Annotated in this window: 27 protein-coding genes and 1 riboswitch; of the genes, 4 read left to right on the top strand and 23 right to left on the bottom strand. The window is 60.9% G+C overall.

What is annotated here, in order from left to right; all coding sequences use genetic code 11:
* The first annotated feature begins 110 nt into the window (after nt 1-110).
* Both QZL71_RS05135 and QZL71_RS05140 read left to right on the top strand, forming a co-directional pair.
* Complete coding sequence (locus QZL71_RS05135; RefSeq protein ID WP_097775049.1) at nt 111-821, top strand: Bax inhibitor-1/YccA family protein; 711 nt, start codon at nt 111-113, stop codon at nt 819-821.
* A 329-nt stretch (nt 822-1,150) separates the two neighbouring features.
* The gene (locus QZL71_RS05140; protein ID WP_294648083.1) at nt 1,151-1,909 is read left to right on the top strand and encodes a M23 family metallopeptidase; all 759 of its coding nucleotides are present in this window, start codon (nt 1,151-1,153) and stop codon (nt 1,907-1,909) included.
* A 112-nt stretch (nt 1,910-2,021) separates the two neighbouring features.
* Here the strand turns inward: QZL71_RS05140 and QZL71_RS05145 are convergent, their stop codons facing one another.
* The gene (locus QZL71_RS05145) at nt 2,022-2,597 is read right to left on the bottom strand and encodes an ATP-binding cassette domain-containing protein (RefSeq protein ID WP_294648086.1); all 576 of its coding nucleotides are present in this window, start codon (nt 2,595-2,597) and stop codon (nt 2,022-2,024) included.
* Nucleotides 2,591-3,358, bottom strand: a complete 768-nt coding sequence (locus QZL71_RS05150; protein ID WP_294648089.1) for an ABC transporter permease — start codon at nt 3,356-3,358, stop codon at nt 2,591-2,593. Before QZL71_RS05150 ends, QZL71_RS05145 begins: the two co-directional genes overlap by 7 nt.
* Before the next feature lie 239 nt (nt 3,359-3,597).
* Between QZL71_RS05150 and brnQ the strand changes: the two genes are divergently transcribed.
* The gene (gene brnQ, locus QZL71_RS05155) at nt 3,598-4,878 is read left to right on the top strand and encodes a branched-chain amino acid transport system II carrier protein (RefSeq protein WP_294648092.1); all 1,281 of its coding nucleotides are present in this window, start codon (nt 3,598-3,600) and stop codon (nt 4,876-4,878) included.
* Between the two features lie 52 nt (nt 4,879-4,930).
* Here brnQ and QZL71_RS05160 read toward each other — a convergent pair whose 3' ends face one another.
* The 6 genes from QZL71_RS05160 to thiW all read right to left on the bottom strand — a co-directional run bounded on the left by QZL71_RS05160 (nt 4,931) and on the right by thiW (nt 10,569).
* A complete protein-coding gene (locus QZL71_RS05160; protein ID WP_294648095.1) occupies nt 4,931-6,316 on the bottom strand; it encodes an alanine/glycine:cation symporter family protein in 1,386 nt (461 codons plus the stop codon).
* A 233-nt stretch (nt 6,317-6,549) separates the two neighbouring features.
* Nucleotides 6,550-6,687, bottom strand: coding sequence for a hypothetical protein (locus QZL71_RS05165; RefSeq protein WP_294648096.1), 138 nt, complete (start codon nt 6,685-6,687; stop codon nt 6,550-6,552).
* 255 nt (nt 6,688-6,942) lie between these two features.
* Entirely contained in the window at nt 6,943-8,253 is a 1,311-nt protein-coding gene (thiC, locus tag QZL71_RS05170) for a phosphomethylpyrimidine synthase ThiC (RefSeq protein ID WP_294648098.1), read from the bottom strand.
* A gap of 341 nt (nt 8,254-8,594) precedes the next feature.
* On the bottom strand, nt 8,595-9,230 hold the full coding sequence (thiE, locus tag QZL71_RS05175) for a thiamine phosphate synthase (protein WP_097775043.1): 636 nt from the start codon (nt 9,228-9,230) through the stop codon (nt 8,595-8,597).
* On the bottom strand, nt 9,217-10,038 hold the full coding sequence (gene thiM, locus QZL71_RS05180; protein WP_294648101.1) for a hydroxyethylthiazole kinase: 822 nt from the start codon (nt 10,036-10,038) through the stop codon (nt 9,217-9,219). The genes thiE and thiM overlap by 14 nt, the downstream gene beginning before the upstream one ends.
* 15 nt (nt 10,039-10,053) lie before the next feature.
* Nucleotides 10,054-10,569: an energy coupling factor transporter S component ThiW gene (gene thiW, locus QZL71_RS05185; RefSeq protein ID WP_118528981.1), complete on the bottom strand. Its 516-nt coding sequence runs from the start codon at nt 10,567-10,569 to the stop codon at nt 10,054-10,056.
* Nucleotides 10,570-10,860: 291 nt separating this feature from the next.
* Nucleotides 10,861-10,968, bottom strand: a riboswitch (TPP riboswitch).
* Between the two features lie 186 nt (nt 10,969-11,154).
* Between thiW and QZL71_RS05190 the strand changes: the two genes are divergently transcribed.
* Nucleotides 11,155-11,391: a hypothetical protein gene (locus QZL71_RS05190; RefSeq protein ID WP_294648104.1), complete on the top strand. Its 237-nt coding sequence runs from the start codon at nt 11,155-11,157 to the stop codon at nt 11,389-11,391.
* Between the two features lie 162 nt (nt 11,392-11,553).
* Here the strand turns inward: QZL71_RS05190 and QZL71_RS05195 are convergent, their stop codons facing one another.
* From QZL71_RS05195 to cobM, 15 genes are read right to left on the bottom strand one after another with little or no spacing between them, the layout of a single operon-like run.
* A complete protein-coding gene (locus QZL71_RS05195; protein ID WP_097781499.1) occupies nt 11,554-12,228 on the bottom strand; it encodes a precorrin-8X methylmutase in 675 nt (224 codons plus the stop codon).
* Nucleotides 12,225-13,721, bottom strand: a complete 1,497-nt coding sequence (locus tag QZL71_RS05200) for a cobyric acid synthase (RefSeq protein WP_223388863.1) — start codon at nt 13,719-13,721, stop codon at nt 12,225-12,227. The genes QZL71_RS05195 and QZL71_RS05200 overlap by 4 nt, the downstream gene beginning before the upstream one ends.
* On the bottom strand, nt 13,718-14,785 hold the full coding sequence (locus tag QZL71_RS05205; RefSeq protein WP_097775037.1) for a pyridoxal phosphate-dependent aminotransferase: 1,068 nt from the start codon (nt 14,783-14,785) through the stop codon (nt 13,718-13,720). Before QZL71_RS05205 ends, QZL71_RS05200 begins: the two co-directional genes overlap by 4 nt.
* Complete coding sequence (gene cbiB, locus QZL71_RS05210; protein ID WP_294648106.1) at nt 14,782-15,735, bottom strand: adenosylcobinamide-phosphate synthase CbiB; 954 nt, start codon at nt 15,733-15,735, stop codon at nt 14,782-14,784. Before cbiB ends, QZL71_RS05205 begins: the two co-directional genes overlap by 4 nt.
* A complete protein-coding gene (locus QZL71_RS05215; RefSeq protein WP_294648108.1) occupies nt 15,732-16,331 on the bottom strand; it encodes a histidine phosphatase family protein in 600 nt (199 codons plus the stop codon). Before QZL71_RS05215 ends, cbiB begins: the two co-directional genes overlap by 4 nt.
* Complete coding sequence (locus QZL71_RS05220) at nt 16,325-16,645, bottom strand: bifunctional adenosylcobinamide kinase/adenosylcobinamide-phosphate guanylyltransferase (RefSeq protein WP_005943245.1); 321 nt, start codon at nt 16,643-16,645, stop codon at nt 16,325-16,327. The genes QZL71_RS05215 and QZL71_RS05220 overlap by 7 nt, the downstream gene beginning before the upstream one ends.
* The gene (locus QZL71_RS05225) at nt 16,642-17,394 is read right to left on the bottom strand and encodes an adenosylcobinamide-GDP ribazoletransferase (RefSeq protein ID WP_294648111.1); all 753 of its coding nucleotides are present in this window, start codon (nt 17,392-17,394) and stop codon (nt 16,642-16,644) included. The genes QZL71_RS05220 and QZL71_RS05225 overlap by 4 nt, the downstream gene beginning before the upstream one ends.
* On the bottom strand, nt 17,391-17,912 hold the full coding sequence (locus QZL71_RS05230; protein ID WP_294648113.1) for a bifunctional adenosylcobinamide kinase/adenosylcobinamide-phosphate guanylyltransferase: 522 nt from the start codon (nt 17,910-17,912) through the stop codon (nt 17,391-17,393). Before QZL71_RS05230 ends, QZL71_RS05225 begins: the two co-directional genes overlap by 4 nt.
* Nucleotides 17,906-18,970 (bottom strand): nicotinate-nucleotide--dimethylbenzimidazole phosphoribosyltransferase, encoded by a 1,065-nt coding sequence (gene cobT / locus QZL71_RS05235; RefSeq protein ID WP_294648115.1) that lies wholly within the window; start codon nt 18,968-18,970, stop codon nt 17,906-17,908. The genes QZL71_RS05230 and cobT overlap by 7 nt, the downstream gene beginning before the upstream one ends.
* 5 nt (nt 18,971-18,975) lie before the next feature.
* Nucleotides 18,976-20,313 carry a cobyrinate a,c-diamide synthase gene (locus tag QZL71_RS05240; protein WP_294648118.1) on the bottom strand — a complete coding sequence of 446 codons (1,338 nt, stop codon included), beginning with the start codon at nt 20,311-20,313 and terminating at the stop codon, nt 18,976-18,978.
* Nucleotides 20,310-21,506 (bottom strand): precorrin-6y C5,15-methyltransferase (decarboxylating) subunit CbiE, encoded by a 1,197-nt coding sequence (cbiE, locus tag QZL71_RS05245; protein WP_154258946.1) that lies wholly within the window; start codon nt 21,504-21,506, stop codon nt 20,310-20,312. Before cbiE ends, QZL71_RS05240 begins: the two co-directional genes overlap by 4 nt.
* The gene (cobK, locus tag QZL71_RS05250) at nt 21,494-22,240 is read right to left on the bottom strand and encodes a precorrin-6A reductase (protein WP_294648121.1); all 747 of its coding nucleotides are present in this window, start codon (nt 22,238-22,240) and stop codon (nt 21,494-21,496) included. Before cobK ends, cbiE begins: the two co-directional genes overlap by 13 nt.
* Nucleotides 22,237-23,004 (bottom strand): precorrin-3B C(17)-methyltransferase, encoded by a 768-nt coding sequence (gene cobJ / locus QZL71_RS05255; RefSeq protein WP_294648124.1) that lies wholly within the window; start codon nt 23,002-23,004, stop codon nt 22,237-22,239. Before cobJ ends, cobK begins: the two co-directional genes overlap by 4 nt.
* Nucleotides 22,997-23,992 carry a cobalt-precorrin 5A hydrolase gene (locus QZL71_RS05260; RefSeq protein ID WP_294648126.1) on the bottom strand — a complete coding sequence of 332 codons (996 nt, stop codon included), beginning with the start codon at nt 23,990-23,992 and terminating at the stop codon, nt 22,997-22,999. The genes cobJ and QZL71_RS05260 overlap by 8 nt, the downstream gene beginning before the upstream one ends.
* Nucleotides 23,989-24,750 carry a precorrin-4 C(11)-methyltransferase gene (gene cobM, locus QZL71_RS05265; protein WP_097775026.1) on the bottom strand — a complete coding sequence of 254 codons (762 nt, stop codon included), beginning with the start codon at nt 24,748-24,750 and terminating at the stop codon, nt 23,989-23,991. Before cobM ends, QZL71_RS05260 begins: the two co-directional genes overlap by 4 nt.

A 24,750-nucleotide genomic window follows, 5' to 3' on the forward strand; every position in this document is an offset into this window, starting at 1 on the left:
CAATATCACAGCCTTTTTCATGAAACGTTCATTTCTATGCAGTATACTATATTCCGTAGACCGGAGCAAGGAAAAAGTGTTCCGGCAGAAAGAGACTGGAGGAGTCCCATATGGATTACAATTACAATGGTTACGATCGAGGCTACACGGAGCCTGCCATGACCTCGGCTGACTATATGAACCGCACCTACCGCTGGATGGCGGTAGGCCTGCTCATCACCTTTGCAGCGGCGTTCGTTACAGCCGCTACCCCGCTGCTGTACGTCGTCAACTCGCTGTATCTGGTGTTCACCATCGCAGAGCTGGTGCTGGTGTATGTGCTCAGCTCCCGCGTGCAGAACATGTCGGTGGGCGGTGCAAGAGCCACCTTCTTTGCCTATGCACTGCTCAACGGCATGGTGCTGAGCTACTACTTCCTGATATTTGATCTGGGCACCCTGGTGCTGGCCTTCCTTGCCACCTCGCTGTACTTCGGCCTGATGGCGGTCTACGGCACTACTACCCACAAGGATCTGTCCGGCTGGGGTCCCAAGCTGATGATGGGCCTGTTCGCGCTCATCATCACCGGCTTTGTGGGCATGCTGTTCGGCATGAGCTTCCTTACCACGGTGCTGTACAGCGCTGTCGGTCTGGTGGTGTTCATGCTGCTGACCGCCTATGATACCCAGAAACTGAGCCAGATGTTCTCCTACTACGCCTATGACGGTGAGCTGGCCGAGAAGGCTTCCATTTACGGTGCACTGACGTTGTATCTGGACTTCATCAACATCTTCCTGTATGTTGTGCGCCTGCTGGGCATGAACAGCCGCCGCCGCAACTGATTTTTGATCCGCAAAGGCTCTCCCGAAAAGGGAGAGCCTTTTTGTTTGGTAATATCATTTAGAATATCCTCCGCTTCACTCTGGGTATCAGCACAGAAGGCCACAGAGGGAAGATGCATTTTCCGGCTGCGGCCCTTCCCGTGAAAGTGCAGGCCAGCCAGACCCGCAGGTCTGGCTGGGCTGCTATATTACAAAATATCATTTCCTCTAAATATGCCCAGAGCAACGCGGAGGGCATTTAAATAAAAGAATGCATAAAACCTGCCCTGCTGTCCCACACTAAGCCCAGAAGCAATGCGTACACAATGCAGCAGATGGGAGTAACGACAATGGAGCAGATCAAAAAGTTTTTGCGCAGCAGGGGCTTTACACTGGCACTGCTGGCCTGTCTCGTCGCAGCCGCAGCGGCGGGCGTGTGGGCAGTGCGCACCGTGCGGGATGAACTGAAAAAGAGCTACGACGACCTGACGACCCCGCAGGAGGAACCTGCCCCGGAGCCGCAGCTCACCCTTGACCCACAGGAGGACGATGTATGGCAGCAGCCCGTGACCGACGCCGCAGAATCTGCGGCAAATGTACCCAAGCCCGCATCCTCTGCGTCCTCTTCTGGGGCGCAGTCTGGCTCTGGTTTGGTGCACGAACCCTCCGCACTGCAGGGCGCATCCTCGCCTGCCAGCAGTTCAGCTGCGCCTGTCTCCACGCAGCCCGTCTCAGGCAGGGTCTTGAACGCCTACAGCGGCGATGAGCTGGTGTACAGCAGCACCCTTGGCGACTGGCGCACCCACAACGGTGTGGACTACGCCTGTGCGCAGGATGCACAGGTGTGTGCTCCCGCCGCCGGTAAGGTGACCGCCGTGGACACCGATAGCCGCTGGGGCAGTGTGGTGTGCATCGAGGACAGCGCCGGGCACCTGTGGCGGGTGTGCGGCACTGCCGACCCCACGGTGCAGACCGGCGATGAAGTGAGTGTGGGTCAGATACTTGGCCGTGCAGGCAGCATTCCCAACGAATGCGCCGAGGAGACGCATATCCATCTGGAAGTACTGCAGGGTGAGCAGTATCTTGACCCGGCAAAGCTGCTGAACTGATGCAGTTCGCCGTATCCCCTGCGTATTTTTCAGTAAAATATTCCAAGCAGCAAAAAATCGGAAAGGCCGTTCTGGTCTTTCCGATTTTTCATTCTATAGGATAGATGCAGGCTCAGGCATTTTCCAGCTCAACCACCGGCCAGCCCAGAAGGCGGATGGCTTCGCGGTCGTGGGTAGCCAGCAAGACAGGCTTTTCTCCGCAGCGCTCCCGCAGCAGCGCCGCAGCAGCGGCAAGGGTGTCCGGGTCCATTCCGGTAAAGGGTTCGTCTAACAGCAGCGTATCGCTGGCGGCCCACAAAGCCCGCAGCAGAGCCGTGCGGCGCTTCTGTCCGCCGGAAAGCCGTGCTGCAGGCAGGGCCAGTGCGGCAGCATCCATGCCAAGCTGTTGAAAATCTTCTATAATTTGCTCCTTGTATTGTTCTGCACTGCCGGGCAATACCAGCGTCACGTTCTGCACAGCTGTCAGCTGCGGGCAGAGCCGGTCTTCCTGAAACACTGCTGCCACCCGGCCAACGTCCTGTACTATGCCAGAAGTGGGTTCTTCCAGCCCCATGAGGATGCGCAGCAATGTGGTCTTGCCCCAGCCGCTGGGTGCCCACAGCACCGCCGGGCCTTTCACCGTGAGGCACAGGTCCCGGAACAGCGTTTTTTTCCCGAACTGTTTTGTCAGATGCTCGATGGTCAGCATTGCGGCACCTCCCCGGTCACGGCGCGGGTCACGCAGTCCAGAAGCAGCAGGAACAGCTTTTCAAACCCGGCGCTGAGCAGGATGATCACAAACGTCCATGCGAACAGCTCCCCGGTGGAAAGGGTGATCTTGGCCCGGTAGAGTGCATCGCCGATGCTGCCATTGGGCAGGCCGATCACCTCAGCGGCAACGCCGCTCTTCCAGCAGATGCCAAGGGCCACGCTGCATCCCTGCCGGAAGGCTGGCAGCACCGCAGGCAGCCACACCGCCCGCAGCCGTCGGCCCAGCGGAAGGTGAAACACCTTCGTCATCTCCAACAGCTGTGGGTCTGCGCTCTGGATGCCGGTGCGCACCGCACCGTACAGCACGGGCAGCACCATTAAAAAGCTGATGAGCACCGAAAGCGATGCCCCCCGCACCCACACCAGCGCCAGAATGATAAAGCTTGCCACCGGCGTGGCTTTGACCAGCTGCAGCACCGGAGCAAGCAGCACATCTGCCGTGTGCCACGCCTGTGCGGCCACAGCCAGCACGATGCTTACGGCCACGCCCAGCTCAAAACCCAGCAGAATGCGCCCGGAGCTGAAACCCACCCGCTGCCAGAACTCTGCCTGCGGCAAAAGCTGCAAAAGAGTGCGCACCGCCTGCACCGGCGAAACAAGGAACACCTCCTGTCCCACCGCCATGGCGGCGCACTGCCACACCGCCAGCCAGAAGGCTGCAGCGCCCAGCCGCTGAAAAAATTGTTTATGTTGGTTCATGGTTCTTTCCTGCTCCTGACGGTCTGAAATGGCCTCCGCTCTGCGGATCGTATAAGTATCATACCACATCTTTTTCCAAACGCCAATGACCCGTGCATCATGATGCATAAGAGCTTATCATGCCTGTCATTACTTTTCTTCATGTTTTTCTTTCTTGACATGAAATGCATAAAACGATAAACTGAACTGTATAAATCTCTGTCATCTTTGATGCAAGAAAGAAATGAGGTGTCTGTCCTATGCAGAAGCTCTCCGGCAAAAGCCTGCTTTTGGTCAGTTTTACGCTATTTTCCATGTTTTTCGGAGCCGGGAACCTGATCTTCCCGCCGCATCTGGGCGCACAGGCCGGTACCAGCCTCTGGCCTGCCTTTGCGGGCCTTGTCGTCAGCGCCGTCGGCCTGCCCATTGCGGGCGTGGTGGCTGTGGCACGGGCAGGCGGTCTGGATAAGCTTGCCGGCCGGGTGCATCCGGTGTTCGCCATGGTGTTCACCATTCTGGTGTATCTTTCCATCGGGCCCTGCCTTGCCATCCCCCGCACCGCCAGTACCTCCTTCCAGATGCTGGTGCCGCTGATAGGCGGCGGTACCGGGCTGCAGCTGGCCTACTCGGTGCTGTTTTTTGCAGCGGCCTTTCTGGTGGCGCTGCGGCCGGAAAAGCTTACCGACTGGCTGGGCCGCATCCTCTGCCCCTGCCTGATCGTGCTCATCGTGGTGCTGTTTGCCGGGTGTCTCATCCATCCGCTGGCGGCACACTACGGCACACCCAGCGCAGAGTACGCAGCCCTGCCCGCTGTGCAGGGCATCCTGTACGGCTACCAGACCATGGACACGCTGGCCGGGCTGAATTTTGGCGCGGTCATCGCCCTGAACATCCGCGCCCGGGGTGTCACAGAAAGCCGTGCCGTGGAGGGCGGCACCATCCGGGCCGGTTTTATTGCAGGCGGGCTGCTGCTGGTGGTCTACGCCATGCTGGGCCACGCCGGGGCCGAGACCGGCACGGTGTATCCGGGCCTTGCCACCGGTGCCGAGGTGCTCACCGCTCTGGCACAGCAGCTGTTCGGCCGGGCGGGCCTTGTGCTCATTGCGGCCATTTTTGTGATCGCATGCTTCAACACCTGCGTGGGCCTGATCGCCTGCGTGGGTCAGTATTTTCATCAGCTTCTGCCCCGCATCCCCTACCCTGCCCTTGCCGCTTTTTTTGCTGTGGCCAGTATGCTGGTATCGAACCTCGGCCTTGCTGCCATCATCCGGCTGTCCACTCCAGTGCTGAACGCCATTTATCCCGCAGCCATCGTGCTGATCCTGCTTTCCTTTATGCCGGGCCTTGAAAAGCACCGGGCGGTGTATCCGCTGTGCATGGGCCTGACCGCCCTGCAGAGCATCGCCGCTGCGCTGCCGCTGGGGGCAGTATCTGCCGCCGCCAACGCTCTGCCGCTGGGCAGCATGGGCTTTGGCTGGGTGCTGCCTGCGCTGGCCGGGCTTGCAGGCGGGCTGCTTTTAAACAAATCTGATCTGCAATAAAATAACCTGAAAGGCCCGGTTCCCATGTTACAGGGAGCCGGGCCTTTGCTATTTACTGCAGTTTTTTGCGTTTTTCGTAGTCGTTCAGGGCGGCAAGCGCTTCCTTTGCCATGGGCACCAAAGCTATCATGTTGAAAATGGTCATCAGGCCAATGCCAACGTCGCCCAGATCCCACACCACCGTGTAGGCCTGCATACCGCCGATCACCAGCATGGCCAGCGCGATCAGCTTATACACGGTCTGGCTCCACCAGTTGTCGCCGCACAGATAGGCCACATTGCCGCGGGCATAGTACAAAACGCCCAGAAAGGTGGAAAAGCTGAACAGCGCCAGCGTGGCCGCAATGAACACGACACCAAAGCCGCCCAGATGGTACTGCAGGGCAGTCTGCAAAAGGTCCATGCCCGCAAGTCCTTCTGTGATCTCCTGCGGCACCAGCAGCATCAAAAAGGCCGTGCAGCTGCAGATCACCACCGTATCGATCAGCACGCCCAGTGCCTGCACAAAGCCCATCTTGACCGGGTCGTCGCACTCTGCGGCGGCAGCTGCACAGGGTGCCGAACCGCTGCCCGCTTCGTTGGAGAACAGGCCGCGCTTGACACCGTTCATCAGCACAGCACCAAAGCCGCCAGCCACGGCCTGCCGCAGACCGAACGCTTCCGCAAAGATGCGCCCGAACACCGCCGGGAGCTTGGGCAGGTTGAACAGCACGATGCCCACGGTGATGACAAAATAGCACACCGCCATGATGGGCACCATCACGTCCAGACTTTTCACGGTGGCATTCTTGCGCAGCACGATCACCGCCGCAATGGCCGTGAGCACCAGTGTGGTAGTAAGCGGCGGAATATGGAACGCATTTTCAAACGCGGAACTGACCGAGTTGGAGATCACCTGACTGATGCCGCACCAGCAGATGAGGCCAGACACCGCAAACAGCGCCGCTACCACAGAGCGTTTGAGCTTTTTGCCGCGCCTGCGCTCCGCCAGCACATGCAGATAGTAGGCCGGTCCGCCGCGCCAGCCGCCGTACAGCGGGTCGGGCTGGCGGTATTTCTGGGCAAGGGTGGATTCGATAAAGGAGGTGGACGCACCCAGAATGGCAGTGACCCACATCCAGAACACCGCACCGGCACCGCCTGCAGAAACAGCGGCCACCACGCCCACCAGATTGCCCATGCCCACGCGGGTGGCGGTGGAAATGACCAGCGTCTGGAAGGAGGAAAGGCCGTCCCTGCCCTGCTTTTTCTCGCACACGGCGGCGATCATATCCCGGAACAGCCGCACCGGCAAAAGACGGGTGTGGCAGGGGAACCAGATGCCCGCCGTGAACAGCAGCACCACCATGAAGGAAATGCCGATGCCGCCGCCCAGCGGGATGGTGAATAGATCGCCCCACAGCAGGCGATAGACGGATTCGATAAGATTTACCAGCAAGGCAGATTCCTCCTGTAGATCAATGGAATGAAGACGATAACTTCATTATAGTACAGTACAGAAGAATTGTAAAATCTAAAATATTGATAGAAATAATCGATGGAACAGGATAACTTGACAAATCACATAGCTTCGATTATACTACAAACAGAAGGGGCGCTGACTGCAAAGGTCAGCTTTCCATCCCGTTAGTCAAAAAGATTGACCGCTCGAGTTGGGGAACTGTGAGGCGGTCAATCTTTTTTGTTATCATCGCTTTTTATCTGGGAAAACTTTGCCATGACCTCAACGGTCAGACGGATCACATCCACGACCAAGCTCAACAACGCGAGAATGAACGTGAGCAATGCGAGAGTCTCCAGCAGATTCATTCGATATCCCTCCCTTCGCCTTCAAGGCTCCGGGCAGGGTACTTTCAAAAAAGTTTCCTCCCGGACCTCTGCTTGTTCTATGTAGAAATAGAAAAACCAGCGATACGGGATAGAAAGCATGACCACCAATTTTGCAATCAGCGCCTTATTGTTATTTTAACACAATCTTTTTGGAATTACAACACAAAAGCCGCCCGGCGGTCATACCGGGCGGCGGAGGAAGATGCACGCTGCTGCGCGCAAAACAGAAGATTTTTACAGAATGTCGATGTACTCACCGGCCAGCGCCTTGTTCATGCTGCGCACGGCACAGAACTTGCCGCACATGCTGCAGGTGTCGCTGTGGTCGTCCTCCGGCAGGCGGGCATCGCGGATGGCCTTTGCGGTCTCCGGGTCCAGTGCGCAGGCGAACTGTGCATCCCAGTCCAGCACGCGGCGGGAATCGCCCATCTTATCGTCGATGTCCCGGGCGTGGGGGATGCCCTTGGCGATATCGGCGGCGTGGGCAGCGATCTTGGAGGCCACGATGCCCTGCTTCACATCGTCCACATTGGGCAGAGCCAGATGCTCGGCGGGGGTCACATAGCACAGGAAAGCTGCACCGCTGGCTGCAGCCACAGCGCCGCCGATGGCAGCGGTGATGTGGTCGTAACCGGGGGCGATATCGGTGACGAGGGGTCCCAGCACATAGAAGGGTGCGCCCATGCAGATGCTCTTCTGCACCTCCATGTTGGCAGCCACCTGATTCAGGGGCACATGGCCGGGGCCTTCCACCATCACCTGCACGTTGTGTGCCCATGCGCGCTTGGTCAACTCGCCCAGACGCACCAGCTCCTCGATCTGGCACACATCGGTGGCGTCAGCCAGACAGCCGGGACGGCAGGCATCGCCCAGCGAGATGGTCACATCATGCTCGGCGCAGATCTCGCAGATCTCGTCAAAGTGCTCGTAGAAGGGGTTCTCGTTGCCGGTCATGCTCATCCATGCAAACACCAGAGAGCCACCGCGGCTGACAATGTTCATCTTGCGCTTGTGCTTGCGGATCTGCTCGATGGTCTTGCGGGTGATGCCGCAGTGCAGGGTGACAAAGTCCACACCGTCCTCTGCATGCAGGCGCACCACATCGATGAAGTCCTGTGCAGTCAGCTCAGCCAGATCGCGCTGGTAGTGGATGACCGAATCGTACACCGGCACGGTGCCGATCATCACCGGGCACTCGTGGGTCAGCTTCTGGCGGAAGGGCTGGGTGTTGCCGTGGCTGGACAGATCCATAATGGCTTCGGCACCCATGTTGACGGCGCTCATCACCTTCTGCATCTCCACGTTGTAGTCCTTGCAGTCGCGGGAGACACCAAGGTTCACGTTGATCTTGGTGCGCAGCATGGAGCCGACACCCTCGGGGTTCAAACACTCGTGGTGCTTGTTGGCCGGAATGGCTACCTTGCCCTCGGCCACCCACTGGCGGATCTCCTCGGTGGTGCGATACTCTTTTTTAGCCACGATCTCCATCTGCGGCGTGATGATGCCCTTGCGGGCAGCATCCATCTGAGTGGTATAAGTCTGCATACGCTCTGTTCCTCCAAATGACAGTTTATCTCTGAACAGCAGGGTGCTGGTCATACATTGATGCGGGGGAGTCTGCGTGCCGGGAGCTTTCTCCTCGGACACGAATCGGGCCATTCCATCGCCCGCCCTACTGCCTGCGGCAGCAGGGTCCCACCCCAGCGGACGGTCCTCGGAGAAACTCCCGACCCGCAGGCAAGGGTGGCAGGCAAGTAGCCGTCATTCAGAAAAAACAGAACGTTCTGGATGCCGGCACCTGCGCAAAATACGCTTTTCATGTTGGTTTTCTCCATGAATTTTATAACGCGGCCCAAGGTGGTGTCCCCGGTTTGCCGCGGGATCGGTCAGATGATCTGCTCCGACAGGGCTTTCAACTCTTTGCACTCGGTCTCGATGTCGTCTGCTGCAAAGATGGCGCTCACAAGGGCCACGCCATCCACACCGGTGCCCTTGAGCTGCAGGATGTTCTCCTTGTGGATGCCGCCAATGGCCACCACCGGGATGTCCACGGCATCACAGATGGCCTTCAGGGTCTCGTGGGGCAGAACATCCACATCGGTCTTGGTATGGGTGGCAAAGGCTGCGCCCACGCCAAGGCAGTCTGCGCCGTGCTTGACGGCTTCCCGTGCTTCCTCCACACTGTGGACGGAAACGCCGATCATCATTCCCTCGCCCACACGGGCGCGCACCTGCGCTGCGGCCATATCCTCCTGCCCCACGTGCACACCCTCGGCATGGCAGCGGATGGCAATGTCCACATTGTCGTTCACAAAGAACGGCACGCCGTAGCGCTGGCACAGAGCATGGATCTCCACAGCCTCTTTCAGAAAGGCTTCGTCGTCCAGCTCTTTTTCACGCAGCTGCACACAGGTGACACCGCCCTTCAGGGCGCTCTCCACCTGTTCATAGAGGGTCTGCTTTCCCACCCATGCGCGGTCGGTGACGGCATACAGAAGCATGTTCTGCTTATCGCACTTCATAGTTTGCTCCTTCTTCCAGCTGATCCGGGGTCATATTGTAAATGGCATCGATGATATAATTGCGGTAGGTGGAGTTGCCGTCCAGCGGGGTCAGGCGCTTGTGGGCGGTCTCGCCCGCAAGGCCCATGGCGCACACTGCGGCTGCAGCGGCTTCCAGCGGATGGCCGGGGTTTGCGGTGACGAACGCCGCCGTCAGGGCCGAAAGCTGGCAGCCCGTACCGGTGATGCTGCTCATCATGGCATTGCCGTTGCGGATGCAGTAGGCTTTTTCGGCATCCGCCACGATGTCGATGGCACCGGTAATGGCAATAACGGCACCCGTCTGGGCTGCAAAGGCCTTGGCAAAGGCCACGGCAGAATCCAGATTGGCCTCAGTAACTTTATCGGCCACATCGGCATCCACGCCCTTGGTGGTTCCCGCGCCGGAGGCCAGCGTTTTGATCTCCGAGATGTTGCCGCGGATCACGGTGAACTTTACGTCCCTGAGCAGGCGGAAAGCCGTGTCGGTGCGCAGGCGGGATGCACCCGCACCCACCGGGTCCAGCACCACAGGATGGCCCAGCTGGTTTGCCTTTTTGCCCGCCAGCAGCATGCTGGTGATGGTGCGGCTGTTCAGGGTGCCGATGTTGATGTTCAGACCGCCGCAGATGGTGGTGATATCCTCCACCTCGGCGGCATCGTCGGCCATGATGGGCGAAGCACCGCAGGCCAGCACCATGTTGGCGCAGTCGTTCACGGTGACGTAGTTGGTAATGTTATGGATGAGCGGGCAGGTGCGGCGCAGGTTCTCGAATTCTGTTTTGAACATTCGGGTGCCCCTCCGTCAGGAAAGACTGTTCTGCATGGAGCGCAGTGCGCCGGAGCGCTGCAGGCTGTACACCAGCACGCCCGCAATGATGGAACCCACTGCAGTGGAGATGAGGAACGGCACGATGTAGGCATAGAACGCGATGTCGCCGGCGCTCTTGCCCATGAGGAAAATGGCCACCGGGTAAGCGCACAGGCCGCCCAGAATGCTGGTGCCGAACACCTCGCCCACCATGGTGGCAAGGATGTTTTTGGTCTTATGGTACACAAGGCCGCACAGCAGTGCGCCGAACATGCTGCCGGGGAAGGCCATCAGGCTGCCCAGACCCAGCAGGTTGCGCAGCAGCGAGGCCACAAAGGCCACGCCCACGCCCCACCACGGGCCAAGCAGCACCGCGCAGGTCACATTGACCATGTGCTGGATGGGTGCACATTTGCTGCCGAACATGGGGAAGCTGAATACGCTGCCCACCACGCACAGAGCGCACAGCATGCCGGCCAACGCCAGCTTTTTCACAGAGAGTTTTTTCATAAGGCAAGGCTCCTTTCCAAACCTGCGGAAGCAGCAAAAACCATACAGCGCCTCCGCAAACAGCCCGCACCCGGTGCCAGACCCGGCGCAGGAACTATAAGAAGCGGTCGAGACTTGCTGGTCTCCTCTCACGCCGGAACACGGCTTCCCATCGCTGACGGTCACAAAGCTCAGGGCGCTCCCCCTCAGCTCGCTGCGGCACTTCCGCAGAAAAGTACAAGGCATCCTCCTTAATGGTAATAGGTACACAACAAAAAAACAGGAGACACCTTCCGCGGTGCCTCCTGCAAAAAATCATCCATTCTGACTTCCTACGGCGGCATTATCCGCATCAGGTAAAAGGGTCGAAGTTTAGGTACTTCCTCTCAGCCTGCTTCACAAGCTCCCCTGTATTTGATTGTGACTGTATTCTACACCCTTTGCGCACAAATTGCAAGAGGGGGCAAAGGCGCGCACAGCGGTGCAAAACGTTTTTCACGCAGGTTTTGGGGCGTTTCACGCAGGTTTTATTGAAAAAGAAGGTGAAATATGGCCTTTTTAAGGCGGACGCATCCCCCCCTTGTAAGCAAAAAGGAGGAATTCCATATGAAGCAGACGACCCTGACCCAAAGGCTGCTTTCGGCCCTCGTGGCGCTGTGCATGGTGCTGAGCGTGTGCGCACCCGCCTTTGCGGATGTGACCGACCCTGATATGGCCAAGGCCGCACAGTGGTGCACCGAGCAGGGCACCATGGGTGCCAAGGGCGACCGCTTTGAGCCCGAAGGCTGGACCCCGAAGTTCAAGGTGATCGAAGTGTGGAACAAGGCGTTCCCCGCAGCCTGATGCCGGCAGTGTGGATGCCGTGCTCGGTTCGGACCTTTTCCGTGAAAATGGGGCTGTTGCAAAATAGCTCTCTGAAAAAATCATGAACAAAACCCGGAACCTTTTCTCGGCCAAAACGGCTCAAAAAGGGTTCCGGGTTTTTGATGTTATGCTGTTTCCGCCTTATCCGTTCCACCCTCTGGCAGAGGGGTCCAGCATTTCGGCGGCAGAGTAAATGAGGGCGTTGCAGATGGCTGCAGCCACATTGCTGCCGCCCTTGCGGCCCATGGCGGCGATGGCAGGCACGCCGTATCGCTCGCAGGCGGCAAACAGTACTTCCTTGCTTTCCACCACATTCACAAACCCCACCGGCACGCCAATGACCAGTGCAGGCCGCAGACCGGCTTCCATTTCCTCCGCAATGGTCAAAAGGGCCGTGGGCGCATTGCCAATGGCCAGAATGGCCCCCGGGTGCTCCCGGGCAGCGCGGTGCATGGCGGCAACGGCACGGGTGGTGCCCGCCTGCTTTGCGGCTTCGGCCACAGCGGGGTCTGCCATGTAGCAGATGGCTTCACCGTTCAGTTTTTTCAGGCCCGGCTTTGTGATGCCCGCCAGCGCCATATTGGTGTCGGTAACGATGAAAGCACCCGCGTGCAGGGCCTTGACTGCGGCTTCCACCGCGCCGGGTGTAAAGCGCAGATTTTTGGCATAGTCGAAATCCGCGGTGGTGTGGATGACCCGCTTGACCACCGCAGCCGTCTCCGGCGGCGGGGTCAGGCCCAGCTCGTCCAATTCCCTTGTGATAATGGAGATGCTCGTCCGTTCAATGTCGGCGGGCAGATGATGCTGCGGTGTCATGTGTTGTCTCCTTTTTGCATTCCCATGGCGGCATAGATGGCGGGCATATCCAGTGCCGCGCGCACACCATCGGCAAGCAGATCAAACTGCTGCTGACGGTACTGCTCCATGGGGATAAGCTCGGCCCCGGCCGGATCGATGCCCTTCCGTTTGCACAAAAATGCGGTCAGTTTTTCGGTCAGTTCGCCGGTGTCGAACAGGCCGTGCAGGTAGGTACCGAATACACCGTCCTGCACACAGCCCTCCGGCGTGCCGTCTGCAAGGATGCAGAACGCACTGCCCCGCACCTCGGTGCGGCCTGCGTGGATCTCGTAGCCCGTCAGCTTTGCGCCTGCAAAGGGTTCTGTGGTCACACAGGCTGCGGTCTGGGTCAGGTGCTTTTCGGTGCCGAACACCGTCGTGGTGGGCAGCAGGCCAAGGCCCCGCAGGGTGCAGGGGGTGCCGCTCTCCTCCCCTGCCGGGTCGCAGAGCTGTTCGCCCAGCATCTGATAGCCGCCGCACACGCCCAGCACCGGCGTACCGGCTGCCGAAAGCCTGAGCACCGCCGCTTCCAGTCCGCTTTCCCGCAGCCAGCGCAGGTCGTCCATGGTGTTCTTGGTGCCGGGCAGGATGACGAGATCCGGTGCACCCAGCTGGCGGGTGCGCTGCACATACCGCACGCCCAGCAGCGGGTGCTGTTCCAGCGGGATAAAGTCGGTGAAGTTGGACACATGCGGCAGGCGCAGGATGGCGATATCCAGCGGCTTGACCGCAGCTTTTGTATCCAGCCGGTCGGAGAGGGAATCCTCGTCCTCGATCTCCACCCGCAGGTACGGCACTACGCCCAGCACGGGCAGGTGCGTTTTTTCTTCCAGCATGGCAAGGCCGGGCCGCAGGATCTCCACATCGCCCCGGAACTTGTTGATGATGAGCCCCCTGATGCGGGCACGCTCGTCGGCTTCCAGCAGCTCCACAGTGCCGTACAGCTGGGCGAATACGCCGCCGCGGTCGATATCGCCCGCCAGCAGCACCGGCGCATCCACCATCTTTGCAAGGCCCATGTTCACGATATCGTCGGCTTTCAGGTTGATCTCCGCCGGGCTGCCCGCGCCTTCGATCACGATAATGTCGTTCTCGGCGGCAAGGCTGTTGTAGGCTTCCAGAATGTCCGGGATAAGGCTGCGCTTCATTTTAAAATAGGCGGCGGCAGGCATCTGGCCCCGGGCCTTGCCGTTCACGATCACCTGACTGCCCACATCGCTGCTGGGCTTGAGCAGGATGGGGTTCATGCGCACATCCGGCTCCACGCCTGCAGCCTGTGCCTGCACCACCTGAGCACGGCCCATCTCTGCACCGTTGCGGGTGACGAAGCTGTTCAGGGCCATGTTCTGGCTTTTGAAAGGGGCCACGCGGTAGCCATCCTGCGCAAAGATGCGGCACAGCGCCGCGCACAGCAGGCTTTTGCCCGCACCGCTCATGGTGCCCTGCACCATAATGCATTTTGCCTTGCTCATTGTGCCACCTCCGGCAGGGTTTCGGCCAGCAGTGCAAGCAGCTGCCGGTTCTCGTTTTCTGTGCGCACGGCGGTGCGGTACCAGCTGGCATCAAGGCCCGGATAATTGCCGCAGCTGCGCAGTACCGCACCCTTGCGGCGCAGCGCTTCGCCCAGCGCTTCCGGCGCGCGGAACAGCAGATAGTTAGCCCGGCCCTCGATCACCCGCAGGCCCAGCGCCCGCAGGCCGTCTGCCAGCACAGGCCGCTGTGCTTCGATCAATGCACGCACCTTCGCCACATATTCCGTCTCGTCCAGCGCAGCAATGCCCGCCGCCTGTGCCAGACTGGAAACCGCCCACGGCTGGCCCGCTGCCCGCATCCGGGCAAGCAGCTCTGTATCAGAGCACAGGCAATAGCCCAGACGCACGCCTGCCATGCCGTAAAGCTTGGTGAAGGCTTTTAAAATAATCAGTTTTTTGCTGTTTTTCAGCAGATGCTTTGCCGAAAGGCCTTCGCCCTCCGGCAGAAAATCCAGAAAGCATTCGTCCACGGCCAGTACCGCACCCACGGCTTCGCATCTGCGCAGCAGCGCCTCCACAAGGGCAGGCTCTGCCAGCTGGCCGGTGGGGTTGTTGGGCTGACAGAGGAACACCATATTTGTACCCGGGTGCACCGCGTTCAGGAGATCTTTCGTCACCGCAAAATCGTTTTCTTCCCGCAAAAAATGCCGTTCCACCGTGCAGCCTGCCGTTTCAAGGGCGGTGGCATACTCGGCAAAAGTGGGGGCCGTTACCAGTGCAGTGCGGGGCTTTGCAGCCAGCGCCAGCCGGAAGATGAGGTCTGCCGCGCCGTTGCCGCACAGCAGCCATTCGGCGGGCACTCCCTCAGCCACCGCCAGTTTTTCACGCAGGGCCCGGCACAGCGGGTCGGGGTAGCGGTCTGCCGTGGCAAGCGCTGCCGTAATGGCCTTTGCCACCCCTTCCGGCAGGCCCAGCGGGCTGACATTGGCCGAAAAATCCAGCGGGTCGCGGCCAAACTCGGCGCGGTAGCCCGCCCAGTCGCCGCCATGGGTCAATTGTTTCATGCAAGGAACCCCCGTATTGCTGCACCCCATGCCAGCGCAAAGCCGCTTGCCACATACATCATGCGGTTGGCGCGCAGGATGTCCTGCGGCTCAATGGGGCGCAGGGCATCACCGATGGTAGGCTTGGGGTAATATTCGCCAAAATAGTAAGCCGGGCCGGCCAGCTGCACGCCCAGTGCACCGGCGCAGGCGCTTTCGGTCTGGGCGCTGTTGGGGCTGGCGTGGTTGTGCCGGTCCCGCCGCCAGATGCGCCATGCGCCCTTGGCATCGTTGCCGGTAAAGGCCGCAGCGGCCACCCACAAAAAGGCGGCAATGCGGCTGGGGATGTAGTTTGCAAGGTCGTCCAGCTTCGCGGCTGCGCGGCCAAAATAAAGGTACTTCTCGTTCTTGTAGCCCAGCATGCTGTCCATGGTGTTGATGGCCTTGTAGGTCAGCGCCAGCGGTGCCCCGCCGATGAGCATATACAGCAGCGGCGCAATGACGCCGTCGCTGGCATTTTCGGCCACCGTTTCCACCGCAGCTTTGGTCACACCCTCTGCGGTCAGGTTCTGGGTGTCGCGGCCCACGATGCGGCTCACGGCTTTGCGAGCGGCGGGCAGGTCGTTCCGGACCAGCTCGTTATACACATTTGTGCTCTCCTGCGCAAGGCCCCTTGCCGCCAGCGCCTGCCCGCACCAGAACATCTGCACCGCAAGGCCCAGCCACGGGCTGAGCTTTGCCGCCGCCAGACACACAAGGCTCGTGACCAGAAAGGTGCCCACCGGCAGGCAGAACGCCGTCACGGCACCGCCCAGCAGCTCGCCCTGCGGGGTGCCGGGCAGGCGGGCACGCAGGAATTTTTCCAGCCGGGAGATGCATCTTCCCATAAGCACCACCGGGTGCGGCAGCCACGCCGGGTCGCCGAAGAGGGCGTCCAGCACAAAACCGCCGACAACTGCCTGAAGGATCATGCCCTGCTCTCCTTTGTGTACTGGACGGTCTTTACGAGATACAGCAGATGCTTTTCCGTCCAGTCCTTTGCATCCAGCACAAAGCCGCCCGCGTTGGGTCCGCACCATGCGTAATAGTCCCTGTGGGGGACGGCAAACCGCTCCATGGCGGCCATCTGGGTGCCGCCGTGGGCCAGAATGACCAGCCGTTTTTCGCCTGCGGCAAGAGCTTTATCGATCAGCTCTGCCACGGTGCGGCAGATGCGGTCTGAAAAATCCGTCTTGCGCTCTCCATCCGGGCAGGGGCTTTCGCAGTTGGCCTTCACCCATGCCTGATACTCGGGGTCCTTTTCCATCTCGATGAAATTGCGGCCCTCAAAGCTGCCAAAGCACATCTCTTTCAGGCCGTCCACCGGCACAAGCTTTGCCTCCGGGAACAGGATGCGCGCCGTCTGGCTGGTGCGCTGCAGGGTGGAAACATAGACCACATCGGGGTCAAAATCTGCCCGGCGCAGCTGGGCAGCGCCTTCGGGTGAGAGCGGGATATCGCGCTGGCCCTGATAACGCTTCTGAGCGTTGTATTCCGTCTGGCCATGACGCAGAAGATAGATCAGCATTGAGACAATTCTCCTTTCAAAACCGTGGGGATGCCGCAGAACATCTGCACCACGCACTCTGCCCGTGCGGCCAGCAGGCAGGCAAGCCTGCCCGCCGCCTCGCGGTCTGCGCGCTGTTTGACATCCATCGGCACAACACCGCCGCCTACCTCGGTGGCGATGAGGATATCGTATTCATGGGCAAGCTTGTCTGCCAAGGCAGGCAGGTCGGCGGCATCGGCAGCCAATACCTGCACGTCCGAAAGACGCTTGCCTGGAAGTGTTTGCGCAAAGGTGCGCTTGCCGCTGTAGAGCGGCCCGGTAATAAAGATCATAGCAGCCCTCCCCACTGGCAGGCACACAGCGCCGCCAGCATCCAGAGCTCGGCCTTTTGCAAAAACCACCCGGCAAGGTCGCCGGTGATGCCGCCGAACTGTTTCCGGCTCACGGCATGGTAGCGCCAGAGCACCGCCAGCGCTGCCAGCACCAGCGCCCAGCCGCCCAGCGCCGCCATGCCCACGCACAGCACTGCGGCCAGCACCGCCAGCACCCGGCGCACCACAGTTTTGTCTGCTGCAGTGGAAAAGGTGTGTGCAAGACCGGTGTTTTTTGCCATGGGGAACGATGCCACCGCAAGGCCCGAAAGCGCCCGTTCCAGCACCAGTGCCAGAACCCACAGCACACCCACGCGGGGTGTAAAACTCACACAGGTGCACAGGGCAAAATAGGCCAGAAAATAGCTGCACAGCCGGATAACCGCAAAGGCACCGCAGTGGGGGTCTTTTAATATTTCCAGCTTCTTTTCTCGGTCGCCGTAGCTGGAAAGGGCATCGCAGGTGTCGGCATAGCCGTCCAGATGGATGCCGCCGGTGATCCATACCGGGATCAGCGCAAAGCCCGCCGCCTTGGCAAGGCCCGGCAGGGGCAGCGCGCCACACGCACACCACGCCGCACCAATAACGACACCAATGAGCGGGAAGGCGCACATGGCGTAGCGCATATTTTTTTCGTTCCATTCGAACTGCGGCACCGGGATGGCCGAAAACATGGCAAAGGCCACCGCAATGGTCTGCAAAACGATCATTTTTCCACTCCTTTATAGTACACGGGGATGCCGCATACCACCCGCACCACCGCATCTGCCCGGGCGGCAAAGGCATTGTTTACCTGCGCCAGTGCCAGCAGATAGCGGCCTGTGTCACCGGCATAGTCGGCCCCGCCGCTGAACACCTCGTTGGAAACAACGATGAGGTTTTCGCACTGGGCTGCAAGGCTTTCCAGCCCGTGCAGGATGGCTTTGGCCGCGTTTTCCCCTGCTCCCTCCGGGTCGTACAGCTCGTTGGCGGCAAGGTTGCCAAGGTCTTCCAGCAAGGCGGTGCCCCGCGCAGGCAGGCGCACATTGTCCAGATGCAAAGGACACTCCACCGTCACAAACTGCTTTGCGGCCCGCATTTTGCGGTGCTTTTCCACCCGGGCGGCACACTCGGCATCCCACACCTGCATGGTGGCAAGATAGTAGCGGGGGCCGGTGGTCCTGAGCACAAGGCTCTCGGCATATTCACTTTTGCCGCTGGCTGCACCGCCCAGCACCAGCGTCAACATTGGGGCGTATACGGCGCAATGCCGCCCTCCGCAAAGGAGTAGCACCCGCCGTATACGGCCAGTGCCATATCCCACAGCGGGATGCTGGCCACCGCGCCGGTGCCCTCGCCCAGATGCAGCCCCGCCGTAATGATGGGTGCCTTGCCCAGTGCTTCCAGCACGATGCGCGCGGCAGGCTCTGCCGAGCAGTGGCTTGCAAACACAGCCTTTGCCGCCGCCGGACACAGCCGCACGGCGCACAGCGCGGCCACCCCGCTGATAAAGCCATCTGCCAGCACCGGCACACCGGCCAGTGCACCGCCCAGAAACACACCGCACAGGCCCGCGATATCAAAGCCGCCAAGCTTTGCAAGAACATCCAATGTGTCTTCCGGGTCCGGCTCATTGCAAAGGATGCCGCGGCAGATGGCATCCACCTTACGGGCAAGCCCTTCGTCCGAGAGGCCCGCACCGCGCCCGGTCATAAGCTCCACGGGCTGGCCCAGCAGCACCGCCGCCACCGCGCTGGAGGTGGTGGTATTGCCAATGCCCATTTCACCGGTGGCAATGAGCCTGTAGCCATCCTCTGCCAGTTCCCGGGCAAGGGCAATGCCCTCCCCAATGGCCTGCACGGCCTCGGCCCGGCTCATGGCAGGGCCTTGGGTAAAATCCGTCGTGCCTGCGGCAATGCGGCAGCTGCGCACGCCGGGCACCGGTTCGCCTGCCATGCCCATATCCACGGGCAGAACATCGCAGTGGGCCGTGCGGGCCATCTGGCACACACTGGTGCGCCGCATGGCAAGGTTTTCGGCCACGGCACGGGTCACTTCCTGCCCGGTCTGGCTCACGCCCTGCGCCACCACGCCGTTATCCGCGCAGAGCACCACCACCACCCGGCGGGAAAGATCAAGCTCCGCACTGCCGGTAAGGGCGGCGGCATCCTCCAGCATGGTCTCCAGCCGGCCCAACCCGCCCAGAGGCTTTGCAAGGCTGGCCCAGTGGGCGTGTGCCGCCGCGCGGGCAGCTTCGTTGGCAGGGGTGATACCCGCCAAAAGTGCATTCAGTTCCGTTTCGGTCATTTTGGTCATCCTTTTGTTTTGCTGTATCGTTCTGCCGCGCGCACAAAGCGGCCCGGCAGGGGCGTGCCCGCCCAGTATAAATGCGGGAAGCCCGCATAGAAATTCTCGTTTGCAAAGCCGCATTCCCACTGCATTTTTTCGTTTTTGCAGGCAGTAAATGCAGTGCCGTTTGCGGTGGAATCCCAGTGGTGGAATTCGTGGATGGGCAGCGTTTCTCCGGCGCAGAAGAGCATACTGTCCGCCTTGGCAGTCATTTCGGCATAGCCAAAGCGCACCAGCCTTCCCACCCGGATGCCATCGCCCGGCAGAACGTCTGCCATGGGCCACGCCTTACCGTCGGCATCCTCAAGGCTCCGGCCCAGATACAAAAAGCCGCCGCATTCGGCCGCTATGGGCAGGCCCGCCTGCACGGCCTGCCGGATGGAAGCCAGCATGGTTTTGTTTTCACTCAGCGTTTTGGCGTACAGCTCCGGGTAGCCGCCGGGCAGATACAGCCCGCCTATATTTTCCGGCAAAACCGCATCCTGCACCGGGCTGAAAAGCACAAGCTCCGCCCCGGCATCCCGCAGTGCGTCCAGCGTTTCGGCATAGGTAAAGCAGAACGCCTCGTCCTTTGCCACCGCAATGCGGACGGATGTGGGTGCAGCTGCTCCCGGCAAAGCTTCCGGCGCAGGCTTTTCGGTCAGCACGGCAAGGCGCTGCCAATCCAGCACCAGTGCATCGGCCAGCAGGGCGATCTTTTCCTGCAGGTCGGCAATTTCATCTGCAGTCTTCAGGCCGAGGTGTCGGCTTTCTACCGCTGCCTGCGGCAAATGGGGCAGATAACCCAGCACCGGCAGGCCGGTCTCCCTTTCCAGCAGGGCCTTGAGCATTTTATACAGTTTTTCGGAACAATCATTGAGCAGGATGCCCGAAACATGGCTGTTTTTGCGGAAGTTCACAAGGCCCTGAATTTGCGCGGCCAGCGTCACGCTGGCACCCTTGGGCTGTACCACCAGCAGCACCGGCAGGCCCAGCGTATCCGCCAGTTCCCAAGCGCTGGCACGGGTGGTCAGGCCCTGACCATCATAAAAGCCCATAGCGCCCTCGCACACGGCGGCACCATGCCCGGCGGCATAGCGGGCAAAAATGGCCCGCACCATATCCCTGTTGGAAAGAAACAGATCCAGATTGTGGCTGTCCACCTGCAGAGCCGAGCGGTGGAACATGGGGTCGATGTAGTCCGGCCCGCTTTTGAACGCACAGGGGTCGGCCCCGCGCTTTTTCAGCGCCGCCAGCACTGCGCAGGCAACAGTGGTCTTGCCGCTGCCGGAAGAAGGCGCAGCGATGAGGAATTGCATCATTTGCGTGTACCCGTAATGAGGAAGATGGGGTTATTGGCCATGAGCAGGTGCAGTCGGCCCGCCGGTTTTGTGCGGCTGACGGCGATCTGCGTTACCTCTGCGGTCAGGCCCCGGGCCGTGAGAGCGGCAATGGCAGCGCCCAGCGTTTCCAGCGCAATGGCCGAAATGCAGATGCGTGCGTTCGGATTCTTGCCGAGCACTTCATCCAGCACGGCTTCCATGCCGCCCTTGGTGCCGCCGATGAACACGGCATCCGGCGCAGGCAGGTCTGCCAGCACATCCGGTGCGCGGCCCTCGATGAGGATGAGGTTGCAAGCGTGGAACTTTGCCCGGTTTTTACGGATCAGTTCACAGGCATCCGGTTCACACTCCACGGCGTAAACGCGGCCTTTGGGTGCCGCCAGCGCAAGCTCCACGCTCACACTGCCGGTGCCTGCGCCCACATCCCACAGAGTGTCGGTGGGCATTACCGCCAGCTTTGCCAGCGCAGCAGCGCGCACCTCCTGCTTGGTCATGGGCACCTCGCTCCGGATGAAGCTTTCGTCCGGGAAGCCCGGCGCACGCAGCTGCGGCAGATCAAAGTTTTCCACCAGAAGCACGCTGAGTGGTGCAAAGCTCTGCCCCGCCAGCTCTGCAGCAGAACCGTAGCGGATGGCTTCCGCTTCGGTGCCAAGGTTTTCGCCCACCACGCCGTGGGCTTCGCCCATACCGGCATCGGTCAGCTTCTGGCACAGAGAGGCGGGCGTTTCAGTGCCGCCGGTGAGGAAGAACACCGAACGGTTCATCATGCACTCGGCCACCGGGTCGCAGGCACAGCCATGGGCCGAGACCAGCTTCCAGTCCTGCCACGGTCGGCCCAGCGCCGCTGAAAGCAGCTGGATGCTGGAAACGCCCGGATACACCCGCGCGGGGATGCCCAGCGCCCGCAGCGGCGTGAGCAGACCGGACGCACCGGAGTAAAATCCGGTATCGCCGCTGTAAAGCACGGCAGCATCCTGCCCGGGGTTTTGTGCCAGTGTTTCCAGAATGTCAGCGGGCTGGTAGAGCGCGAACTGCCGGGCCATGCTGTCTGCAGGCAGGCCCGCCAGCAGCCGCTTTGCACCGAACACAAGGCCCGCGCTGCGCACAGCCTGCTGCGCCTGCGCCGAAAGGGCTTCCCATTTTCCGCTGCCCATGCCGATCAGTGTGACCATTGCAAAATCTCCTTGCAATACGCTAAAATTTGTGTTTCCGTCTCGCCAGTTTCCGGCGGGCGGCGCAGCACCACCAGCTGTGCGCCGGTATCGGCAGCGGCCTGCACCTTCTCGGCAAAGCCGCCCGCTGCGCCGCCGTCCTTGGTGACGAGGTACCGGATCTGGAACTGTGTTATCAACGCCTTATTCAGCGCCAGACTGAACGGCCCCTGCATGGCAATGATGTTCCGGTGCGGGACATTGGCCGCTTCACAGGCGGCAATGCCCTCCGGCGTGGGCAGGACGCGCGGGTAAAGCCGCGCCGGTTCCATCCCGGCAAACACAGCCAGCTCCTTGGCACCGGTGGCAAGCAGGATATTGCCCTCTGTCCCGGCCAGATATTCTGCAGCCTGCGCTGCTGTTTCAAACACCGCACAGCCGGGCGGCAAGGGGCTTTGCGCACGCAGTAGGCGGCGGTATTCCACGCCCGCCTGCACCGCTGCAGCGCGGATGTTCCTGGTGGCATCCACTGCATAAGGGTGGGTGGCATCCACGCAGAGATCAGCTCCCGCCAGCAATGCCGCCATGGCATCCGGCTGCAGCCGCCCGGCGTGCACCGTGATGCCCGCCATTTCGCCCTGCTCCTCGGCCCCCAGCGGCGTTGCCACGCACACCGTTACCGCAACGCCAAGCTCTGCCAGCTTTTTGGAGAAGCGGCGGCCCTCGGTGGTGCCGCTGAACACGACCGCCTTCACTTACGGTACCCCCGCGGCGTGACCATCCGGCCCGAAAGGGCGCGGGTATTGCTGTTGCCGATATACACGGTGGTGAACATATCCACCGGCGTGTTTTCCAGCTCGGCCAGCGTCAGCACCCGGGCGCTCTGGCCCTCGCGGCCAATGTTGCGCACAAGGCCGCAGACGGTATCATCCGCCTTGCCGTTTGCGCGCAGGATGCGCACTGCCTTTTGCAGGTAGTCCGGCCTGCCCTTGGAAGAAGGATTATAGAGTGCAGCGCAGAAATCTCCCTGCGCGGCGCAGGCCAGCCGCTTTTGGATGACCTCCCACGGGGTAAGCCGGTCGGAAAGGGAGATCACGCAGAAATCGTGGGCCAGCGGCGCGCCCAGCACAGCCCCGCCGCTGAGGGCGGCCGTAAGGCCGGGCACCACTTCTACGGCAACGTCCGGGTAATCCTGCGCCAGTTCCAGCACAGGGCTGGCCATGCCGTAAACGCCTGCGTCGCCGCTGCACACCATCACCACGCGCCTGCCGGTATTCGCCTTTTCCAGCGCCCAGCGGCAGCGGTCGATTTCCTTGGTCATGCCGGTGGAATAATATTCCTCACATGGGAACTCCGGCTCGATCAGATCAAGATAAAGTTTATAGCCGCAGATGGCATCTGCGTGTTCCAGAACGTTCTGGGCTTCCTGTGTCAGGTAGTAAACATCTCCGGGGCCAATGCCCACCACGTAGACTATCTTTTCCGGTTCGTCGATCTCAAATTCCATCGGGTCAAACATTCTGCCACCTCCAGTCCGGGGCATAGGGCCGCACGGCCAGCGCAAAGGTCACGCCGGTATGGGCATATTTGTGAAAAACGAGTGTCCCGTCTGCGGCCAGCACTGCCGACCGTTCACAGACATTGTCCACGCCGGTAACGCTCTGCACAAAGGCCGAAGGCGTAAAGCTGCCGGGGGCGGCACGCAGCTGTTCCGCTGTGAAAAACTGCACCGGCCAGCTGTGGCTCTTACAGAAGGTCAGCAGGCCCGCCTCGTTTTGTTTTAAGTCGATGCTTGCCGCCGCCGTGATGCATTGCGGCGCAAGGCGGTTCTGGGCACAGAAAGCTGCAAAGGCTTCGGCCAGCGTTTCGGCGCTGGTGCCGCGTTTGCAGCCCACGCCCAGCACGCCGATGCGCGGCACCAGATGCAGCGCATCCCCCGCCGGGCAGAGGGTGAGGGCAAAGTCCGGGGCATCTCCCGCCGTGATCCCATCAGGCGGTGCACCCGCAATGGGCCAGTCGGATGCAAACTGCACCGTTTTGCCCGCCAGCAGTGCACCGCTGACAAGCTTGATGCGCTCCGGCTCCAGCACGGTGCAGTTCTGGTGCTTTGCCCACTCGTCCACCGCAAACACACCGTTTGCGTCGGTGGCTGTGGTGATCACCGGCACCGCACCGCACACAGCGGCAAGCGCCCGGGCAAGGTCGTTGGCACCGCCCAAGTGGCCTGAGAGGATGGGCACGGCAAAGCGGCCGCACTCGTCCAGCACCACAACGGCAGGGTCCTGTGCCTTGCTTTGGCAGTGGGGCGCAACGGCCCGCACCGCAATGCCCACAGCACCTACAAAAACAAGGGCATCGCTCCCGGCAAACTGGCGGGCCGTCCAATCGGCAAGGTGCACCTGCCCGGCTTCATGGCCGCAGCGGGTCACACTGCCGGGATATGCCGCCGCCAGTTTTTGGGCCAGTGCAAGGCCCTTTGCCGTAAAGGCAAGGTAGGCCCGGGTCACTGGTCTGTCCCCTTGCGGAACTCGGTGGTAAAGGCCGGGTCGTAGAGCTTGCTGCGCTCATAGTTCCGGCCCAGAAAGCCGCCTGCCACAATGAGCGCCGTTTTGGTGATGCCCGCTGCATGAACGCTTTCCGCCAGCGTACCTACGGTGCAGCGAACCGTTTTTTCTTCCGGCCATGTGGCCTTATACACCACCGCTGCCGGGGTATCCGGCGTATAGGCACCGCCTGCCAGAAGCGCCTGCTGTACTTTGTCCACAAGGCCGATGGATAGGAAAATGACCATCGTTGCCCCGTGGGCGGCAAGGCTTGCCAGCTTTTCTTTTTCCGGCACCGGGGTGCGGCCCTCCATGCGGGTGATGATGACGGTCTGGCTGACGGTGGGCAGCGTGTACTCTGCATTCAGTGCCGCCGCTGCACCGCAGAAGCTGGACACACCGGGGGTATCATCGTAGGGAATGCCCTCGGCGTCCAGCACATCCATCTGCTCCCGGATGGCACCGTAAAGGCAGGGGTCGCCGGTGTGCAGGCGCACGGTGATCTTACCCGCAGCTTCCATCTGCCGCATCACATCCAGCACCTGCTCCAGCGTCATTTCAGCGCTGTTATAAATGGCGCAGTCTGCCTTTGCAAGGCCCAGCAGGGCCGGGTTCACCAGACTGCCCGCATAGATGATGCAGTCGGCTTTCTGAAGCAGGGCCGCGCCCCGCCGGGTGATGAGGTCCGGTGCGCCGGGGCCTGCACCAACAAAATGTACCAT

Source organism: uncultured Faecalibacterium sp. (genome assembly GCF_900066275.1).
Taxonomy (GTDB): Bacteria; Bacillota; Clostridia; order Oscillospirales; family Ruminococcaceae; genus Faecalibacterium; species Faecalibacterium taiwanense.

What these genes read in the sequence shown, in the direction of transcription:
- QZL71_RS05165 (WP_294648096.1), bottom strand. Translation starts at nt 6,687, where the DNA reads ATGAATCTGCTGGAGACTCTCGCATTGCTCACGTTCATTCTCGCGTTG.
- thiW (WP_118528981.1), bottom strand. Translation starts at nt 10,569, where the DNA reads ATGAAAAAACTCTCTGTGAAAAAGCTGGCGTTGGCCGGCATGCTGTGC.
- QZL71_RS05190 (WP_294648104.1), top strand. Translation starts at nt 11,155, where the DNA reads ATGAAGCAGACGACCCTGACCCAAAGGCTGCTTTCGGCCCTCGTGGCG.
- QZL71_RS05240 (WP_294648118.1), bottom strand. Translation starts at nt 20,313, where the DNA reads ATGATGCAATTCCTCATCGCTGCGCCTTCTTCCGGCAGCGGCAAGACC.
- QZL71_RS05220 (WP_005943245.1), bottom strand. Translation starts at nt 16,645, where the DNA reads ATGATCTTTATTACCGGGCCGCTCTACAGCGGCAAGCGCACCTTTGCG.
- QZL71_RS05140 (WP_294648083.1), top strand. Translation starts at nt 1,151, where the DNA reads ATGGAGCAGATCAAAAAGTTTTTGCGCAGCAGGGGCTTTACACTGGCA.
- QZL71_RS05215 (WP_294648108.1), bottom strand. Translation starts at nt 16,331, where the DNA reads ATGCTGATCTATCTTCTGCGTCATGGCCAGACGGAATACAACGCTCAG.
- cobJ (WP_294648124.1), bottom strand. Translation starts at nt 23,004, where the DNA reads ATGTTTGACCCGATGGAATTTGAGATCGACGAACCGGAAAAGATAGTC.
- thiC (WP_294648098.1), bottom strand. Translation starts at nt 8,253, where the DNA reads ATGCAGACTTATACCACTCAGATGGATGCTGCCCGCAAGGGCATCATC.
- QZL71_RS05135 (WP_097775049.1), top strand. Translation starts at nt 111, where the DNA reads ATGGATTACAATTACAATGGTTACGATCGAGGCTACACGGAGCCTGCC.
- QZL71_RS05150 (WP_294648089.1), bottom strand. Translation starts at nt 3,358, where the DNA reads ATGAACCAACATAAACAATTTTTTCAGCGGCTGGGCGCTGCAGCCTTC.
- QZL71_RS05195 (WP_097781499.1), bottom strand. Translation starts at nt 12,228, where the DNA reads ATGACACCGCAGCATCATCTGCCCGCCGACATTGAACGGACGAGCATC.
- QZL71_RS05230 (WP_294648113.1), bottom strand. Translation starts at nt 17,912, where the DNA reads ATGTTGACGCTGGTGCTGGGCGGTGCAGCCAGCGGCAAAAGTGAATAT.
- QZL71_RS05200 (WP_223388863.1), bottom strand. Translation starts at nt 13,721, where the DNA reads ATGAGCAAGGCAAAATGCATTATGGTGCAGGGCACCATGAGCGGTGCG.
- cbiE (WP_154258946.1), bottom strand. Translation starts at nt 21,506, where the DNA reads ATGGTCACACTGATCGGCATGGGCAGCGGAAAATGGGAAGCCCTTTCG.
- QZL71_RS05205 (WP_097775037.1), bottom strand. Translation starts at nt 14,785, where the DNA reads ATGAAACAATTGACCCATGGCGGCGACTGGGCGGGCTACCGCGCCGAG.
- brnQ (WP_294648092.1), top strand. Translation starts at nt 3,598, where the DNA reads ATGCAGAAGCTCTCCGGCAAAAGCCTGCTTTTGGTCAGTTTTACGCTA.
- cobM (WP_097775026.1), bottom strand. Translation starts at nt 24,750, where the DNA reads ATGGTACATTTTGTTGGTGCAGGCCCCGGCGCACCGGACCTCATCACC.
- cbiB (WP_294648106.1), bottom strand. Translation starts at nt 15,735, where the DNA reads ATGATCCTTCAGGCAGTTGTCGGCGGTTTTGTGCTGGACGCCCTCTTC.
- QZL71_RS05145 (WP_294648086.1), bottom strand. Translation starts at nt 2,597, where the DNA reads ATGCTGACCATCGAGCATCTGACAAAACAGTTCGGGAAAAAAACGCTG.
- cobT (WP_294648115.1), bottom strand. Translation starts at nt 18,970, where the DNA reads ATGACCGAAACGGAACTGAATGCACTTTTGGCGGGTATCACCCCTGCC.
- thiM (WP_294648101.1), bottom strand. Translation starts at nt 10,038, where the DNA reads ATGTTCAAAACAGAATTCGAGAACCTGCGCCGCACCTGCCCGCTCATC.
- thiE (WP_097775043.1), bottom strand. Translation starts at nt 9,230, where the DNA reads ATGAAGTGCGATAAGCAGAACATGCTTCTGTATGCCGTCACCGACCGC.
- QZL71_RS05225 (WP_294648111.1), bottom strand. Translation starts at nt 17,394, where the DNA reads ATGATCGTTTTGCAGACCATTGCGGTGGCCTTTGCCATGTTTTCGGCC.